16 protein-coding genes and 2 pseudogenes are annotated in these 14,660 nt (G+C 67.8%); 8 read left to right on the top strand and 10 right to left on the bottom strand.

Annotated elements, in window-relative coordinates:
• Positions 1–11 precede the first annotated feature (11 nt).
• Positions 12–413, top strand: coding sequence for a hypothetical protein (locus OG741_RS01065; protein WP_405594124.1), 402 nt, complete (start codon positions 12–14; stop codon positions 411–413).
• A 29-nt stretch (positions 414–442) separates the two neighbouring features.
• On the opposite strand, the gene OG741_RS01060 is transcribed toward OG741_RS01065, so the two are convergent.
• Positions 443–1,012 carry a hypothetical protein gene (locus tag OG741_RS01060; protein ID WP_405594122.1) on the bottom strand — a complete coding sequence of 190 codons (570 nt, stop codon included), beginning with the start codon at positions 1,010–1,012 and terminating at the stop codon, positions 443–445.
• A gap of 199 nt (positions 1,013–1,211) precedes the next feature.
• Between OG741_RS01060 and OG741_RS01055 the strand changes: the two genes are divergently transcribed.
• Positions 1,212–1,910 carry a 2-phosphosulfolactate phosphatase gene (locus tag OG741_RS01055; protein WP_405594120.1) on the top strand — a complete coding sequence of 233 codons (699 nt, stop codon included), beginning with the start codon at positions 1,212–1,214 and terminating at the stop codon, positions 1,908–1,910.
• A 31-nt stretch (positions 1,911–1,941) separates the two neighbouring features.
• Here the strand turns inward: OG741_RS01055 and OG741_RS01050 are convergent, their stop codons facing one another.
• Together OG741_RS01050 and OG741_RS01045 are read right to left on the bottom strand one after the other, a co-directional pair.
• The gene (locus OG741_RS01050; protein WP_405594117.1) at positions 1,942–2,154 is read right to left on the bottom strand and encodes a hypothetical protein; all 213 of its coding nucleotides are present in this window, start codon (positions 2,152–2,154) and stop codon (positions 1,942–1,944) included.
• Positions 2,155–2,353: 199 nt separating this feature from the next.
• Entirely contained in the window at positions 2,354–2,752 is a 399-nt protein-coding gene (locus tag OG741_RS01045) for a hypothetical protein (protein ID WP_405594115.1), read from the bottom strand.
• 471 nt (positions 2,753–3,223) lie between these two features.
• On the opposite strand from OG741_RS01045, the gene OG741_RS01040 reads away from it, so the two are divergent.
• Both OG741_RS01040 and OG741_RS01035 read left to right on the top strand, forming a co-directional pair.
• The gene (locus OG741_RS01040; protein ID WP_405594113.1) at positions 3,224–3,628 is read left to right on the top strand and encodes a VOC family protein; all 405 of its coding nucleotides are present in this window, start codon (positions 3,224–3,226) and stop codon (positions 3,626–3,628) included.
• A 152-nt stretch (positions 3,629–3,780) separates the two neighbouring features.
• Entirely contained in the window at positions 3,781–3,975 is a 195-nt protein-coding gene (locus OG741_RS01035; protein ID WP_405594111.1) for a hypothetical protein, read from the top strand.
• 210 nt (positions 3,976–4,185) lie between these two features.
• Here the strand turns inward: OG741_RS01035 and OG741_RS01030 are convergent, their stop codons facing one another.
• Positions 4,186–4,560 carry a transposase gene (locus OG741_RS01030; RefSeq protein WP_405594109.1) on the bottom strand — a complete coding sequence of 125 codons (375 nt, stop codon included), beginning with the start codon at positions 4,558–4,560 and terminating at the stop codon, positions 4,186–4,188.
• A 495-nt stretch (positions 4,561–5,055) separates the two neighbouring features.
• Between OG741_RS01030 and OG741_RS01025 the strand changes: the two genes are divergently transcribed.
• Positions 5,056–5,970: a hypothetical protein gene (locus OG741_RS01025; protein ID WP_405594107.1), complete on the top strand. Its 915-nt coding sequence runs from the start codon at positions 5,056–5,058 to the stop codon at positions 5,968–5,970.
• Between the two features lie 27 nt (positions 5,971–5,997).
• Here the strand turns inward: OG741_RS01025 and OG741_RS01020 are convergent, their stop codons facing one another.
• Together OG741_RS01020 and OG741_RS01015 are read right to left on the bottom strand one after the other, a co-directional pair.
• A complete protein-coding gene (locus OG741_RS01020; protein WP_405594105.1) occupies positions 5,998–6,315 on the bottom strand; it encodes a DUF4913 domain-containing protein in 318 nt (105 codons plus the stop codon).
• 184 nt (positions 6,316–6,499) lie between these two features.
• Positions 6,500–7,735: a cytochrome P450 gene (locus OG741_RS01015; protein WP_405594103.1), complete on the bottom strand. Its 1,236-nt coding sequence runs from the start codon at positions 7,733–7,735 to the stop codon at positions 6,500–6,502.
• Positions 7,736–8,308: 573 nt separating this feature from the next.
• On the opposite strand from OG741_RS01015, the gene OG741_RS01010 reads away from it, so the two are divergent.
• On the top strand, positions 8,309–8,659 hold the full coding sequence (locus OG741_RS01010) for a transglycosylase family protein (protein ID WP_405594101.1): 351 nt from the start codon (positions 8,309–8,311) through the stop codon (positions 8,657–8,659).
• Between the two features lie 857 nt (positions 8,660–9,516).
• On the opposite strand, the gene OG741_RS01005 is transcribed toward OG741_RS01010, so the two are convergent.
• Positions 9,517–9,969, bottom strand: coding sequence for a YbhB/YbcL family Raf kinase inhibitor-like protein (locus tag OG741_RS01005; protein WP_405594099.1), 453 nt, complete (start codon positions 9,967–9,969; stop codon positions 9,517–9,519).
• Positions 9,970–11,122: 1,153 nt separating this feature from the next.
• Here OG741_RS01005 and OG741_RS01000 point away from each other — a divergent pair.
• A pseudogene (locus tag OG741_RS01000) lies at positions 11,123–11,206 on the top strand (hypothetical protein); the annotation flags it as partial.
• A gap of 244 nt (positions 11,207–11,450) precedes the next feature.
• Here OG741_RS01000 and OG741_RS00995 read toward each other — a convergent pair.
• The gene (locus tag OG741_RS00995) at positions 11,451–12,326 is read right to left on the bottom strand and encodes an oxygenase MpaB family protein (RefSeq protein WP_405594097.1); all 876 of its coding nucleotides are present in this window, start codon (positions 12,324–12,326) and stop codon (positions 11,451–11,453) included.
• A gap of 339 nt (positions 12,327–12,665) precedes the next feature.
• The gene (locus OG741_RS00990; RefSeq protein ID WP_405594094.1) at positions 12,666–13,058 is read right to left on the bottom strand and encodes a DUF2267 domain-containing protein; all 393 of its coding nucleotides are present in this window, start codon (positions 13,056–13,058) and stop codon (positions 12,666–12,668) included.
• Positions 13,059–13,475: 417 nt separating this feature from the next.
• Between OG741_RS00990 and OG741_RS00985 the strand changes: the two genes are divergently transcribed.
• Positions 13,476–13,679, top strand: a complete 204-nt coding sequence (locus OG741_RS00985; protein ID WP_007379522.1) for a cold-shock protein — start codon at positions 13,476–13,478, stop codon at positions 13,677–13,679.
• A 274-nt stretch (positions 13,680–13,953) separates the two neighbouring features.
• Here OG741_RS00985 and OG741_RS00980 read toward each other — a convergent pair.
• Positions 13,954–14,313, bottom strand: a pseudogene (locus tag OG741_RS00980) (CBS domain-containing protein); the annotation flags it as partial.
• Positions 14,314–14,660 lie beyond the last annotated feature (347 nt).

Here is a 14,660-nt window from a genome sequence, read left to right as displayed (position 1 = left end):
CCGTGAGGTGGATGATCGGCCGTCCGTCGAGGGGACCCGACGATGATCTGGACGACCTTCGGCTGGGGCGGCCGCTTCTCGTCAGCGCCCTGTCCCGCCGAGATCGTCGCATCATGCGGTTCCAGGCGGGTTGCCTGATCCTGCAGTTGGACGCCCCTCGCCCCATCATCTGGCGTCGCTATCGGGTCCTTAACGGCTACGGCTCCGGCGTGCCCTTGGATCCGCCGTTCGAGGTAGAGGAAGCGGGCAGGGACGCCTGGCCCGGCACTTTCAACCCCGGGGACCCTCGCTTCTGCATGATCGTCGTTTACGCGGCCGGCCGGCGCTGGGACCTCGCCGTGCCGAAAGTCGATCTCCAACTCGTGCGCGCAGCACTCGCTGCGGCGAATCGGCCCGACATCCCGCCCGAGTAGGTTCCGTATCGCCGTAGGGCGCAACCGCGTCAAGCGGGGAGGGCGTGGCAGCGCACCCTGACGTGCCGTGCGGGCTCCCGGCGGCCGTTGTCGGTGTGCGTCCGCACCTCGTGTTGGCCCGGCCGGTCGGCTGTCTGTTCCGGCTCGGGGAGGGCGGACTCGCTTTCTTCCATCACGTTCAGCAGGTCGTTCGGCAGGTCGATGTCGCTCTTGTCGAGCTCGTCGATGAGCAGCACCGGGGCGGCTTGGCGGGCAGCCGCGCGGTGCCGGTCGCTGCGGGCCGGGTTGTCGTGGAGCAGGGCGACTGTGGGGGATGCGTGCGTTACTGACTTCTCCGGTGGGTTGTCGGGCGGGTGGTCAGGTCGGCAGGGACTGAGTCTGGTGCCCCGTGCATCCGTTGATGAGGTCGGGGTGCTGCTGGATTCTGCGCAGACCATGTCGGATTGCCTGCTCCAGCTGGTCACGGTCCCTGAAGAGCCGTTGGCGGTGCAGTTGCGCCGCAGCAGTGACCAGATGCCTTCGACGGGATTGAGCTGAGGAGCGTAACTGGGGAGTTGGATGACGGTAGGCCAGTCGTGATCGGCGGCGTACTGCCGCATTCCGGCAGATATATGGACGTTCCGCCTTTCTGATCTGAGGTTGGTGGGCGGTTTCGTTCGTTCGAGGGTCAGGAGGAGACGAAGACGAGCGCGTACGAAGGAGGGTGGCTGGCACCAGAACCGGTTCGCTGACCGTCATACCGACGGCAGCCGGATCTATCGAGTCCTTCGGGTGATCCAGGGGCGTCAGAATGGTGCGATGGACCATCACTTCGTTGGCATCCCAGAGTTGACCGGCGTTCCCCGTGTTGCAGTCGTCATCGACGTCATGCGCGCCTTCACCGTGGCTGCCTGGGCCTTCTCTCGTGGAGTCGAGAGGATCGTCCTGGCCTCAACGGAGAGTGAGGCACTTGCCTTGAAGGAGAGCCGCTCGGGTTGGCTGGCTTTGAAGGACGGAGCCCCAGCAGCGGGCTTCGACGCGGTGAACTCACCTGGCTTGCTCAGGTCATGCGATTTCGCTGGTCGCACGCTGGTGCAGAAGACGACGGCAGGAACCGTGGGGGCGCTGGCCGTCGCGAACGCGCCGCTGGTCTTGTGCGCGAGCTTCGTGGTGGCCGGCCCGACCGCGCGGTTCCTCCAGACCAAGGATTCCGGTCCCGTGACGTTCGTTGTCACCGGCGAGGGAGGCCAGGCCGACGAGGACCTGGCCTGCGCTGAATACATTGGTCAATGTATGGCCGGAGGCGATGTCGAGGCGGCCCCGTATCTCCACCGCGCGAGGACTTCTCGTGCCGCGGCAGACCTCGCCGGTGGGCTGCGGAGCGGATACCACCCACACGATGTCGATCTCTGCTTGGAAATCGACAGGTTCTCCTTTGCGATGATGGCTCGCCAGGAAGACTCTCTAACGGTGCTCCGTCCCGTTGCGGTGCCTGACATCCCGTCCAGTATCCACTGACCTCCTGGAACCGCCATGTTCGTTTCGTCGTTCATCGCCGGTCGCCCGTCCGCGAATCCCTTCCGGGCGTCAGCTCGTCGAGGGTGCCGGCGAACAGTCGGGGCAGCCAGTCGGCGAGGGCGGCGGGCGCGGCCGCGGGGTGGACCGGCAGCGGTGTGGCGGTGGTCAGCAGGGGATCCCCGTTCGCGTCCAGCGGCGTGCAGCCCCAGCCACGTCGGCTGTCCCTCGTGCCCCAGAACACCACGAGGCCGTGCCTCCATGGTCCGTGCTCCAGGGCCGGGTCGCCTTCCGTCCAGTACAGGGCGGTGCCGCCGGATTCGTCCCACCGCTCGCTCGGCGGGATGCCGGCGCCGGCGAGCGCCTCGGCTACCGCCGTGCAGTACCGGCGCCGCTCGGCGTACGCCTCGAAGTCGTACTCCCCTCGCCGGTGCCGTCGGCGGTCATCAGCCCGCCTCGGCGGCGGCGTGGATCCGCGCGATCTCGGCGTGGTGCGCGGCTTCGGCGACGGCGTCCACGTGGTTCACACGGTTCCAGCATTTGGTGTCGTAGCCGTCGCGGTAGTCCCACCAGCTCGCGGTGCTCCGCAGCCGGTTCCACTCGCGCAAGATGGTCAGCCGCTGCTCATGGCTGCGCTCGTTCTCCTTGAGGAGCGCGAGCAGGATCCCGGCCGAGTCGCAGACCAGAATCTCGAGGGAGCGCAGCGCGCAGAAGGTGTCCCCGGTCTCGCCGACCGCGTCCTGGACCGGCCGGAGCCGGGCGTAAATGAATGCTTCCAGCGCGAGGACGTCGTCGCGGGTGATGTCGTCTGCGTAGCGCACGGCGCGCTCCGGCTCGGCGCTCATCGAGCAGGCTCCCCCTCGGTGTCGCGTCTCATTGAGTCTGCTCCGGCGCTAGGCCCCTGACCAGGTCGGAGCAGTTTCGTTGAGACTGGCGGGACCGGGCGTGAGTCATCCGATCTGCTTCATCCCGCAGCTTTACTCGCCGCGTCTCACTGAATCTGCTCCATGCAGGCCCTCGGGGAGTATCCGAACGGAAATTAGCCCACACGGCTGAACTGCGCGAACACCCGGCGCGCGGCTGAGGCTTGGATCATCGGCCCTTACTGGTGGGCTCGCGTATTCAACTGTCGCCAGTTCTCGGTTTCGTCTTGAGTGTTGGTGACGGTGTGTGGTCGTCATCGGCGGTTACTGGGTGCGGCCCTCGTCGCCGTGAGCGGTGTTGCTTAGGATCATGGGCACGGCATCGCGTGTCGGTCACCGGCTGGGTGAGGCATGGAGGTGCCCGTGAGATTGCCTTGCGGAGGCATTCCACACATGTCAGTCGAGTTGAATCACACCATCATCCATGCCCGGGACAACCGGGAGTCGGCCGAGTTCCTGGCACACATCCTGGGGCTTGAGGTCGGGACCGAGTCGGGTCCGTTCATTCCAGTGGCCACCAGCAACGGGGTCACCTTGGACTTTGCCGCCATCCCGGCGGAGTCGATCGTCATGCAGCACTACGCGTTCATCGTCTCCGACGAGGAGTTCGACGCGGCTTTCGCGCCTATCCAGCAGGCCGGGATCACGTACTACGCCGACCCGCATCTGAAGCAGCCGGGAGAGATCAACCACCACTACGGTGGGCGCGGACTGTACTTCATGGATCCGGCCGGGCACGGCATGGAGATCATCACGCGGCCCTATGACAGCCACGAGCAGACGCCGACAACCTCGTGAGGCAGTGGTAGGCCGGGGAGTGCTCTGGCCTACCACTTCGTGGCGAAGTTCAACTGCCGTGAGTTTCCTGCGGATTCCAGCCTGCTGGCGACCGTAGGCGGTCTCCAGCGGCGTATCAGCTCCACTTTCAGCCGGTCTCGTTGAGCAGGCGGGTGGTGGTCTTTTTGTGTCAGCCGAGGGAGTCCGCGACAGACAGGAGCGGGCATCTCAAGGAGTTGTTGCCGGATGGCGGCGCCGCGGGCGGCAGCCACTGGGACACCGATCTCGTTGAGGAGTGCGGACGGGTGGTCGGCGCGCAAAAGGTGTTCGGCGGCGATCCCAGCGTGGTGAACCGCGAAGTCGTATGACTCGGGCGCCTCCGCGAACGCCGTGAGTGCCCCAGTCATCCACTTCCGCGACCTCAAGGCCTACCTCGCAGGCCTCCACCCGGCGCTGATAGTCGAGGCCCGGGACTTCGATTCGCTACGAGGTCTTGTGGCTTCGTCCATCCCAAGGGACAGCTCTTCTCGACGAGTTTCGGGTTCTGGCACAACACCTCGGGGCGTGGTCGCGGAGTGTCACTGAAGCAGGATCATTTTGCGGAGGAGTTCGAATCCGGCGCGTCCGTAGAGCTGTCTTTTGATCTTCTTGATGCGGTTCACGGCGCCTTCTGTGCCACCGGAACTCCAGTGCAGAGTGAGGCCGGCGGTCACGGCGTCGAGGTCTCGGAGCAGGTGGAGTGCGAAGCCGGTGAGGCCGGGCAGTTGGCTGGTATCGACGGCGTCGATCCAGGCAGCGAGCGTGGCGCCGAGGCGGCCAGTGAGTATCTCGCCGAAGTCGCGGACGTGTCCGGCGGCCGCGTCCAGTTCGGGGCAGCGGGCCAGGACGTCCTTCAGGCCGGCGCGGTCCTCCTCGGTCCTGGCCGTGGGGTGACGGGTGAGCCAGCCGGTCACCTGCCGCACCGTCGGTGGCCGGGGCGGCGCGCCGGACGGAGCCACGCGGAGGGTGGCGATGTGGGCGCGGACCATGGCGTGGGTGACGGGAGCGTGCTCGGCAACGAGTTCGCCGTGCAGTCGCGTGACGCTGGTGCATCCCGCGGCGAATCGTCGCTCCAGGTAGGGCTTATAGGGGTCCAGCCTGCTGGGCCGGGGACGGTTCTCCCGGAGGGGGTCCTGCCAGGCGGCCGCATGTGCGTATCGCCGGTGTTCAGGCCCCAGCCCAGGTGCCGGGCGATTGCCCGGCGTGAGTGGCGCTGGGCGAGCAGTTCGTGGACCAGGGCGTGCGCGGCCTTCTTACGCTCGGCGCGCCGGCCGACGGGATCTGAGCCGTCCTGCGGCAGGTCGGGCTCCCCGCACAATTCGCGCGAGGGCTCCCATCAAGGGTCGCCCAGGGGATCGGACCGCGCGCTGGCCGAGACCTCGTCGGACCAGTCCTCGCCGCTGCTCGGCGTGGTGGAGAACTCCGTCCGTGGGGTGCTCGCCGACCCCCAGATGCGGGATCTGATGTCGGAACTCGGCGACCGGACCACGCTGTACTACTCCAATGTGGTCCGCACTCTGGAGGAGATCCAGAAGCACTACGACCGCACAGGTGCCGGCCAGCCGCTGACCATGAAGTCACAGGACGGCGTCACGGCAGTCGCCCAACATGCCGGCTACCGGGTCGAGGGCGACGCCCACATGATCCTCAGCTCCGGCAATCCGGAGACGATGGAGCGTAACCTGAAGACCTACGACACCGACCCGGCGTACATGGACTATCCGCCCGCGAACTTGACCGAGGCGATCTCCAACTGGTCCTCGTACCACGAGGTGTGCCGGAGGAACGACGCGACGCCCCTGCCGGACGGTGTGCAGGCCAAGCTTCTGCCGCTCTTCAAGAACGCGGAGGCCCAGCGCGGTCAGGCTGCGGCGTTCGCGGCGCAGAACGCCAGCGGGAAGGTGGACCGGGAGTCCGTGAACTCGTGGCTCATCAAGGAACACGGGTTCACCCGTGAGGAGCTTGAGGGAGTCACCGTCCCGGACCGGGTGGGTCTGCTGCCCGAATACCAGAACTTGAAGCTCGCCGATGTGCTCGCAGGACACCTCGGCTCCCAGAACTGCAACCACAAGTGGGCGAACGAACTCGCCTACCCCCTGCTGCATGACGTCGACACGTGGAAGGCCGTCGCACCGGGGCTGACCAACATCGCGAAGGACGTGGACACTCTGCGGACGCCATCGCCACTGTCGATGGCCGATGCGGCATCCCTGGGCAGCGGGAACACGTCTCCCGCGCGTCGCGCGTCGAACGGGAGCCCCGGCGGCACCGCTCTCCCTCCGGCCCAGCCCGCCCACACGCCCTCGCCCGGCCCCTGCCGCTGAGACCGGCATCCCGGCTCCGGGTACGGCTCAGCCCGCGTACGGATCCATCCCCGGCGCCTCCTTGGCACGGTGCGCGCCGGCCTTGCAGCCCGCGAAGGGGCCCGAGGGGACCCGCAGCGAGGCCACGACGTGGGTGAGGTGGTCGCGGTGCCACGTCGAGGGCCGCTCGCTCCGGACTCGGGGCCGAAGGAGCTCGCCCAGCACCTTCGTGTCGACTGGCGGATCTCCGGCCAGGTTGAACGCCCCGTGCACGTCTCGCAGCAGCACCTCCGCGGAGCAGGCCTGGCGCAGCCGGGGGAACAGGTTCGCTTCTTCGTCGGCGCCCAAAGGGCAGCAGACGCCCAAGCACCGATGATCTTGAGGCGTGTGGGCATGGAAACCATCCGTGGCGGTTCCTCCGGCGATACCAACGCCAACCGGAACGCCGTTGGGGAGCTGACGGCACCACCGGATCGGCACGCCTTGGAGAAGGTCTGCGAAGTTGCGTCGGGTGCGTCCGAGCATGCGCTGAAGTACGCCCGTATGTGGGTCAGGCAGTGGCGGGGTGAAGGTGGACAGGGAGCGTCCGGTGGCCGTTGCTGATGAGAGAGGCGACGGGTTCGAGCTCTGTTGCTGGGACCGCCAGTTGAGCCTTGGGGAACCGATCGAAGAACGCCTGGAGGACGGCTGCGATTTCGAGGCGGGCTAGGGGCGCGCCGAGACAGAAGTGGACGCCATGGCCGAAGGCAAGGTGGTCTTTGGTGACCCGGGTGACGTTGAAGGCGTCGGCGTCCGGACCGTGCCAGTTGGGGTGACGGTTTGCTGCGGCGTACGAGGCGAGGATCGCATCGCCCTTCGCGATGATCTGCCCGTCCGGCAGGGGGATGTCGGCGAGGGCGTAGCGCAGGGGCAAGTGTTTGACGGCCGGCTCGTGGCGCAGTGTCTCCTCGACAACCGCGTTCCAGTCGGCCCGGCCCGAGCGGACGTGGTCCAGCTGCTCGGGGTCGGTGAGCAGCGCGGTTATGGCCTGGTCGATGACGTTGACGGTGGTCTCGTACCCGGCACTGATCATCAGCAGGAGCGTGTCGCGCAGTTCGTGCTCGCGCAGTGCCGACCCGTCGCCGTCAGCGTCACGGGCCGCGATGAGCACGGAGGTCATGTCGTCGCCGGGCTCGGCCCGTTTTCTGGCGATGAGGTCGTCCAGGATGCCGTAGAGACGTTCGGTGTTGGCGGCGGACTGCTCGGAGGTGAGTGTGGTGTCGAAAACTCCGTCGACCACCGTGCGGAAGCCCTCCCGCTTGCGGTCGGGCAGGCCCATGAGGTGGCTGATGACGGCGAGGGGGAGCGGAGCGGCGAGACGCTCACGCAGGTCAGCGGGCTTGCCGGGCGGTGTGGCCTCCAAGTCGTCGAGAAGGCGGGCGACGACGTCGTCGATGGTCGTCTTCAGCGCGGCTATGCGGCGGGCGCTCATCGCTGGGGCAACCAACCGGCGCAGCCTGCGGTGATCGCTGCCGTAGGCGGTGAACATGTTGTTCACGGCGACCCAAAGCGCCAGTGGCCAGCGCTGTATGACCGTGTCGAACGCCGGCCAGTGCCGACGGCCGTCCTTCGACACCTCCGAGCTGGTCAGCAGCTCTTTGAGCAGGGTGGGGGCTGTGACGGACCACGCCTGGACGCCGAGTATGTCGACACGGGCCGCAGCGCCCTGGGCGCGTAGCAGCTGGTGTTCGGTGTGCCGGTCGGCTCCTGTTGGGTCAAGGATGATCGGGATGGATTGCTGGGCCACGGCGGAACCTCTTCGGGAGCGAGAGAGCGGGAAGGCGGCGGGTAAGCGGGCGGTAGGGCTACCAGGGCACGGTGGAACGCGCCCCGGCGCCGGGTCAAGGCTGCCTGGCAGGCCACAAGGTCTTGGCACGTTCAACTGGGCGGACTGCACGCCTGCCTGGGCGCGGCAAGTCGTCGTGTACATGGGCCACTCGGGCCGGAGATCATGGTTTATGCAAGGGCCTGTTCGGCGCCCACGCACTGGCCAGGGGCGTAAGCGCGCTGCGGCAGGTGCGAGAAGGGGCTGCAACGGTCTCGCAGGCGGATGTCGCTTGGGTGGCCCGAACTGATGCGTCCGGCAGAGGGAACGCGGCGCGCCGGAGCCGGACACGGCATAGGCGAGGGTTTCCGAACGAAAGGCGTAATGCCGGTGGTCGTGGATTGCTCGCCAGTTGAGCTGGTCGAGTGAGCGAGCGGGATAGTTCACGCCACACCGAGCTGGCGGATGCAACATTACGTGCCGAGTGCGCCGCACGACCCTACGGTCGGAGGGAAGCTGCCCGCCGCCGGCAGTTTGGCGAATGGAGGAAGCCGGATGCGTATTCAAAGACCTGCGCGGAGCAGTTCTCGCACGCGAAGCCTGGTCAGCGCTGCCGTCTTGGCCCAGGCAGTGCTCATTCTTGTCATTCCCCGGGCTCATGGCCTCACCCACGGTGTTCTGCGTGTCGACTGGGATGCCATCGCCCAGTGTGAGTCCAGCGGCAACTGGCATGCCAACACCGGCAACGGGCACTACGGGGGCTTGCAGTTCACTCAGTCAAGTTGGGTGGCCGCCGGAGGCCGGAAGTACGCGCCTCGAGCAGACCTGGCTACGAAAGCCGAGCAGATCGCAACCGCCGAGAGGCTTGCGCGGCTGCAGGGCATGGATGCCTGGGCCTGCGCTTGAACCACGACTACAAGGGCCGGGGGTAACGAGTCATCATCCGGGCGGCACCGCAGCGCACGGCTACGTCGCTTCATTCGCCGACTGGGCGTGCCGTCCGAAGGCGGCCCGGCCCTGGCGGACAGCGGCGGGGAGGTTTTGGCGGCTGCGCTGGCCCACGTGCACCGCGAGTACGGGTCTTTGTGCAGCCCATGCGCCCTGGGCAGTGACTCGTATCTGGCACCTGTCCCGCTCCCGCGCCGCGTGCAACCGGGGCTCGTGGTCGCGCCCCCGGGGGCGACGGATCAGGAGCGGTGCGGGCGCCCGGTGCGCAGCATGTGCAAGACGGCTTGCTCTGTGGGCCCGTGGGTGGCGGGGAGCCCGCTGTCTCGTCTCCCAGGCGGGGGGCGACACTGCGATGCGATGGTGACCCCCGCCTCGTACAGCTGGATCACCCCCGGGTTGATGTACGAGGCGCGGCAGACGGCGGGGGCATTGCCGAGAGAGCCGGATCCTTCCTTGGCCGCCCGGGAGATGGCGCGTCGGCGGGCAGTTTCGCTATGCGCGACGCCTTGCGATACGGGCAGGGCGACGGCGGCTATGACCGACCTGAGGCAGGGCGGCTCGCCGGAGTCCAAGCCCGTGGGCGCACCCGCCACCGCCACGGGCGTCGAGGGCTGAATCTCCGTGAGTCCGGCTGGACGGCGGCGGTCATCGTGGGGCGAGTGGCTCGAGACGTCCCTGTTCGGAGTCGTCCCGCCTGGGCTGACTCCGTGGTGCTGGAGCATTTCGCCCGTTGCCGAAGGTGAAGACGGCCGGTCAACGGGCAATTTCCTAGCATCCTGGCCTTGCCGTTTGCCTCCGTGTCGGTGGATTGCGGTTCACCGTTGGAACATGCCGACGATCGTGCCGCTGGCCAGCTGGCCCTCATCCACCGCACGGTGTACGTCATCGGCGGTCGCGTTGTCGGGCAGTGTCACCGGCTCGGGCAGGGCGTACAGGCGGAAGAAGTACCGGTGTGCATCGTCACCGGCGGGCGGGTGAGGACCGCCCCAGCCTGCCTCCCCGTAGCCGTTTTTCCGCGCCGAGCCGCCGGGGGGCGTCTGCCCGGTGTCGACTCCGCCCGCGGCCGGGTCGATTCTTGTAACCAGCCAGTGCACAAAGGTGCCCGAGGGCGCGTCAGGGTCCTCGCACAGCAGGACGAGCTCGGCGGTGCCGTCCGGCACGCGGGACCAGGTCAATGGCGGCGAGATGTTCTCATCATCTTTCGCGTAGCGTCGCGGGATCATCGCGTGATCGTTGAACGCGGCACTTTTGAGTTCGATTCCAGCCATACAAGCGCTGTGCCCGAGGCGGCGGAGAGTATGAGTGTGACTGAAACAAGTGCACTCGTCCGGGTTGCTGAAAGGCATGCGGCCAAAGGCGAGAGAGCGGGAGGCACACGCACAGTCGCCGCCGGATGCGCAAGGCTGGCGTGGCGCTGAGGATCGCGGCCAAACCGATGACGCTGTTGCGGGAAGCAAGCCGCCGACGGCTACTGGCCTAATTAGGCAGGTCTACCGCAGATAGGACGCACCCGGCACAGGAGCGGATGGGTACGCGCGTATGCCGGTGGTTGATCGGCTCCTCGGGCGATCGACAGGAGCCCAGTGACCCACGGTTGCCAGGTTCGTCATGCCAGCTCTTCGCTTCCTACCCTGCACGGTTCCGGGGGCGGGGGCGTGAGCACAGCGATAACTGAACAGACCAGGTCCCAGTCGGTTTGGGGGACTGACCCGTCTGGTTCGCAGGCGCCATCGGCCGCAGGCCCCGGGCCTTTGCCTGCTGAGGTTGCCGACACGGCGACGGCCCCACCGTCCAGTGACATGTGTGTGCGCACATTTCCCCCTCACTCAAGGGCGCCACTGCCGTCCAGGCGGACGTGCCAACCGGGCGGCAGTACCAGTTGGGGCACGTCCTGCCATGCGCTCGGGCGGGGGCCGTCACACTCCCCGTCCGAGCGCCTTCAATTCCGGGCGCTCGTGACGATCACCTGACGGCCCCGCGACCGACCACCTGGCTGTGGGCCAGGCCCGGAGGCAACAGCTCACTCCGCGGCCATCGTCCAGCGGTCAGACGGGTGCAGCCGGGACTGGTGGGCCCTGTTCCTGATGCGGTGCGGGAAGACCGCTTGGTACGGATGGGCAGCCAGGAGAAGATGGCCCGCCTTTACCCGCGCTGCTTCCACGCTGCCCTACCGGTTTGCGCTGGCGGCCGTGCCGCTCGACGGCGCGCGCCGCTGCTGGGGAGCCTTGCTGATGGTGCGGCCCGCCAGACACCCTCCTGCCCTGACTCGCGGCGAGCGCAGCCACATCACCTCCAGCGCGCGGCGCATCGCCCACGCCCTGGACGAAGCCGCGCGTCCGATGGCCGTCCGCGCTGAGCCACGCATGGTGACCGCGCACCGCCCCAGGACGCACCCAGCCCAGTTCGCGCTACCCGGCCGACCTGCTGCAGCGGCTGTCCGTCGGCGCCCTCGGCCTAGACCTGGAGGGCCGGATCACCTTCTGCAACACCGCGGCCGCCCAGCTGCTCGGCGCACGGCCGACGCCAGGTGCTGGACAGCGGCATTCCCGCCTTTTTGCCACCCCTGAGGAAATGGCCCCGCGCCCATCCGCTGGCGCCTGCACTCAGCGGCAAACAGGCATGGGACTTCTTGCCGCTGACCCTCACAGGGCGGAGCTTCGGCTGCTGCGTCATCTCGTACGACAGCCCCACACCCTCACCGCCGACGAACGCGGCGTTGCGGCCGCTTCAGGCTCACTGCGGAGGCAGCTCAGGTGTGGGCGGGGCGGAGAGGTGTCATGGCCCATCGGATCGCTCTGGTCAGCACGTGTCCGGCTGGTCGTACGCAGGTTTCTTCGACGCCTGCGAGGCGGGGCAGTCCGAGTGGCTTGCGGGCCCAAAACGGGAGCGTGGATACCGCGTTCGCGGCGAGGACGGCGTATGGGGCTCGGGCGATCCATGGCAGGGGCGGGTGAAGGAGAATGAAATGCGCTGCTTCGCGGGCCTCTTGCGTGGCGCGCAGTTCGGGGCGGTAGGCAGCCAGCCGGTCGGCCAGCTCGGCCTGATCACGTGGAGGGTCGATGACCCCGAGCGCGGTGGCTATCCGTGACATGTCGGCGATGTATTCGTCGCAGGCGGCGGCATCCAGTAGGTGCGCGCCGTAGCGCTGGTGTGCGCGGAGGAAGCTGTCGATCTCGGCGACGTGTACCCATCCGAGCAGGTGCGGGTCTGCGGCGTGGTACCTCTCTCCGGCGGCAGTGGTCCCTTTCACCCGGTCATGCACTGCCCGGACGTGCTCCACAGCCTGTTTCGCGTCGTCCGCGGTGCCATAGGTCGTCACGGCGAGGAAGGTACTGGTGCGCTGGAGCCGTGCCCACGGGTCGCCGCGGTAGCCGGAGTGAGCCGCCACGGCGGCCATGGCCAGCGGGTGCAGGGACTGCAGCAGCAGGGCCGTCAGCCCGCCGATGAACATCGAGGCGTCTCCGTGGACGGTACGGATGGGCCGGTCAGGACCGAACCAGCGAGGTCCCGGCGTGCCGTGGATGCGGGCGCGATTGTCTGGGCCTGCCGGGCCCGCGACGCGCGTGAACAGGCTCCTGCCGAGTCGCTCCTGCAGGTCCGAGACCTTGGTTGCGGACACGTCCATCTGACAAGTATCCGCCGGAACAGGCGGCAGGTGAGTCGCTCCGGACTCTCTCGTTGTCGCGGCCCGAGTGGCTGTCGCCTTCAAGCGCACGGACAAGGCCAAGCGCCCATGCGCCCCCGAGGTGCCGGTGGTCGTCGACGGCGCCTCGGCCGCCAGGACCACAGTCCTGCGTGCTGGAGGGAAAACGATGCGGGGACAGGAGCGTCCACCTGCAGGCGCTGGCCGGCTAAGGCTCATTCCTTGTTGTCGGCCTCGTCCGCTCGGTTTTGGACGTCGGGCAGTGGCGGGGGATGTTGCGTGGGGGTCGGCAAGACTGTCCAGGTTGAACGGCCGGGATCCTTAGTCGCTCAGTTCCGGTTTGCCGAACAGGGCTGCGTATCCGGAGGGCAGCTGGGTGAGGATCTGGTTGAGCTCTCCTCCGGAGACTGCGTCGGCGAGTGTGGACAGCACGGCGCTCGCGTCCCACACGGCGGTCCTCGGGCGGGCACCGGTCCGTTCCGCCACGCGGCGGCCGAATTCCTCCACCCCGTACGACTCAGCTTCTCCCGTCGCAGTTTCCTGGAGCACCTCGCTGAGTGGGGTAGGCAATTGGGAGGCGAGATCCTTGACCTCCCCGGCGTTGATCCGGGAGGCGAGCACCTCCAGAACCGCCACCGTGACCTGCTCGGCTTCGTCCCTGCCGACGTACTCCCCACGATCGCGGACAGCTGCCAAAAACTCCTCGTAGCGCATTGGTGCTTCCTTCCTTGTCCGGCGCGTTGTCCGGGGTGGGGCTCTTCTGGAGAGCAAGGTTCCCCAGGATCCTGCGATCCCCACGGGCGACACACCGACACCTCGCCGATGTCCTCGCACCGCTCGCGCGGTAGGCGCTGGCCCGGCAGGCAGATCGGCGGATAGCCAGCGCGCTGGGCGGCCAGCGGCATCTGTCGGCCTACCACTTCTGATGCGTAGTGTGGGTGCGGATCTTCGTGCTAGCGGCGGCAAGGCGGGCGGTGTAGCGTCGAAATGAAGCAGTCGTGGTTCCGAAGTCCTGTTCGCCCGTGATCACGATCATGGGCGTTCTTGCTGTTCTGTTCAGCGCCTCTCCGGACCAGGGCGATCACCTACCCGGACCTGCGGGCGGCCCGGCTTCCCTTGAAGGAGACAGTCATGGCCAAGGGCACTGTGAAGTGGTTCAACAGCGAGAAGGGCTTCGGCTTCATCGAGCAGGAGGGTGGCGGGCCCGACGTGTTCGCCCACTACTCCAACATCGCTGCCCAGGGCTTCCGCGAGCTGCAGGAGGGCCAGAAGGTCGAGTTCGATGTCACCCAGGGCCAGAAGGGGCCGCAGGCAGAGAACATCCGCCCTGCCTGACCCCCAGGCCCTGGCACCAGCGCCCCCACGAGCGACCGGTGCGTCCGGCTGGCAGACGATGCGCCAAAAGCCGCACATGACGGGGGGACAGCCCGGTCACCGCCTCGCCATCGGACCCTGTGCGCGGGAGAGCGCCCGTGAGCTCGGAGATGGCGCAGTCGGCCGTCACCGGTCGTCGCCGTCGCTCGGGGCGAGCTGTCGGCATGTCGCAGCCAGGCTGACGGCCGGCCTGCCCAGGGTTGCATGCTGGTCCCCTGCAGGCTTCCGAGGCGTTTCATTGGTTGGGTTCGGCCGAGCTGATGTCGCCCAGCGCGGAGCTGGGGTCGCGCTCGATGGCCAGGTCGCCGAGGGAGATGGTGCCCACCGGGCGCTCGTTCTCGATGACCGGTAGCCGGCGCACTGCCTGCTCTCTCATCAACTGCACGGCGGGGTCGATGTCGTCGTCGGGGGAGACGGCGACCAGGTCGTCGCTGCACGCCTGCGAAACGGTCGCCTCGTCGACGTTGCGGCGTTCGGCCAGGACGCGCATCACCAGGTCCCGGTCGGTGACCAGACCGCGCAACCTCTCGTCATCCACGACGAGAACCGCCCCGATGTCTTCGTCACGCATCCGGCGTGCGACTACCGACGCCGAGCGAGACGCGGTCCGTGCCTACGCCCGCCAGGAGTGGATCACCGGGGTGAAGGCCTGGCTGACGGCAGCAGGGCCCGCGCCTACGGCTACCGCGACCGTCCCGCCCCGGCCATGCACCCGGGCGTCGGCGTCGAATTCCACTCAGGCGCCCGCGCGAACCTGCCCTTCGTCCACACCGCCCGCCCCGGACAAGGATGCGGACGCAACGCATTTCAGCTGCAGAGCGAGTTCTAATGGCTTACGCGAGGCCCGGTCTGCACCGCCGTCCGGGGGCCGGGGATGCCGGCGAAGGGGGTGGGCATGCCAGCCGAGGCCGTGACCGGTGCGGTGATGTCCATGACGTACTC

Origin of the sequence: Streptomyces sp. NBC_01410, assembly GCF_045040195.1 — a bacterium.
Classification (GTDB): domain Bacteria; phylum Actinomycetota; class Actinomycetes; order Streptomycetales; family Streptomycetaceae; genus Streptomyces.
This window is presented reverse-complemented; position numbering and strand designations above follow the sequence as displayed.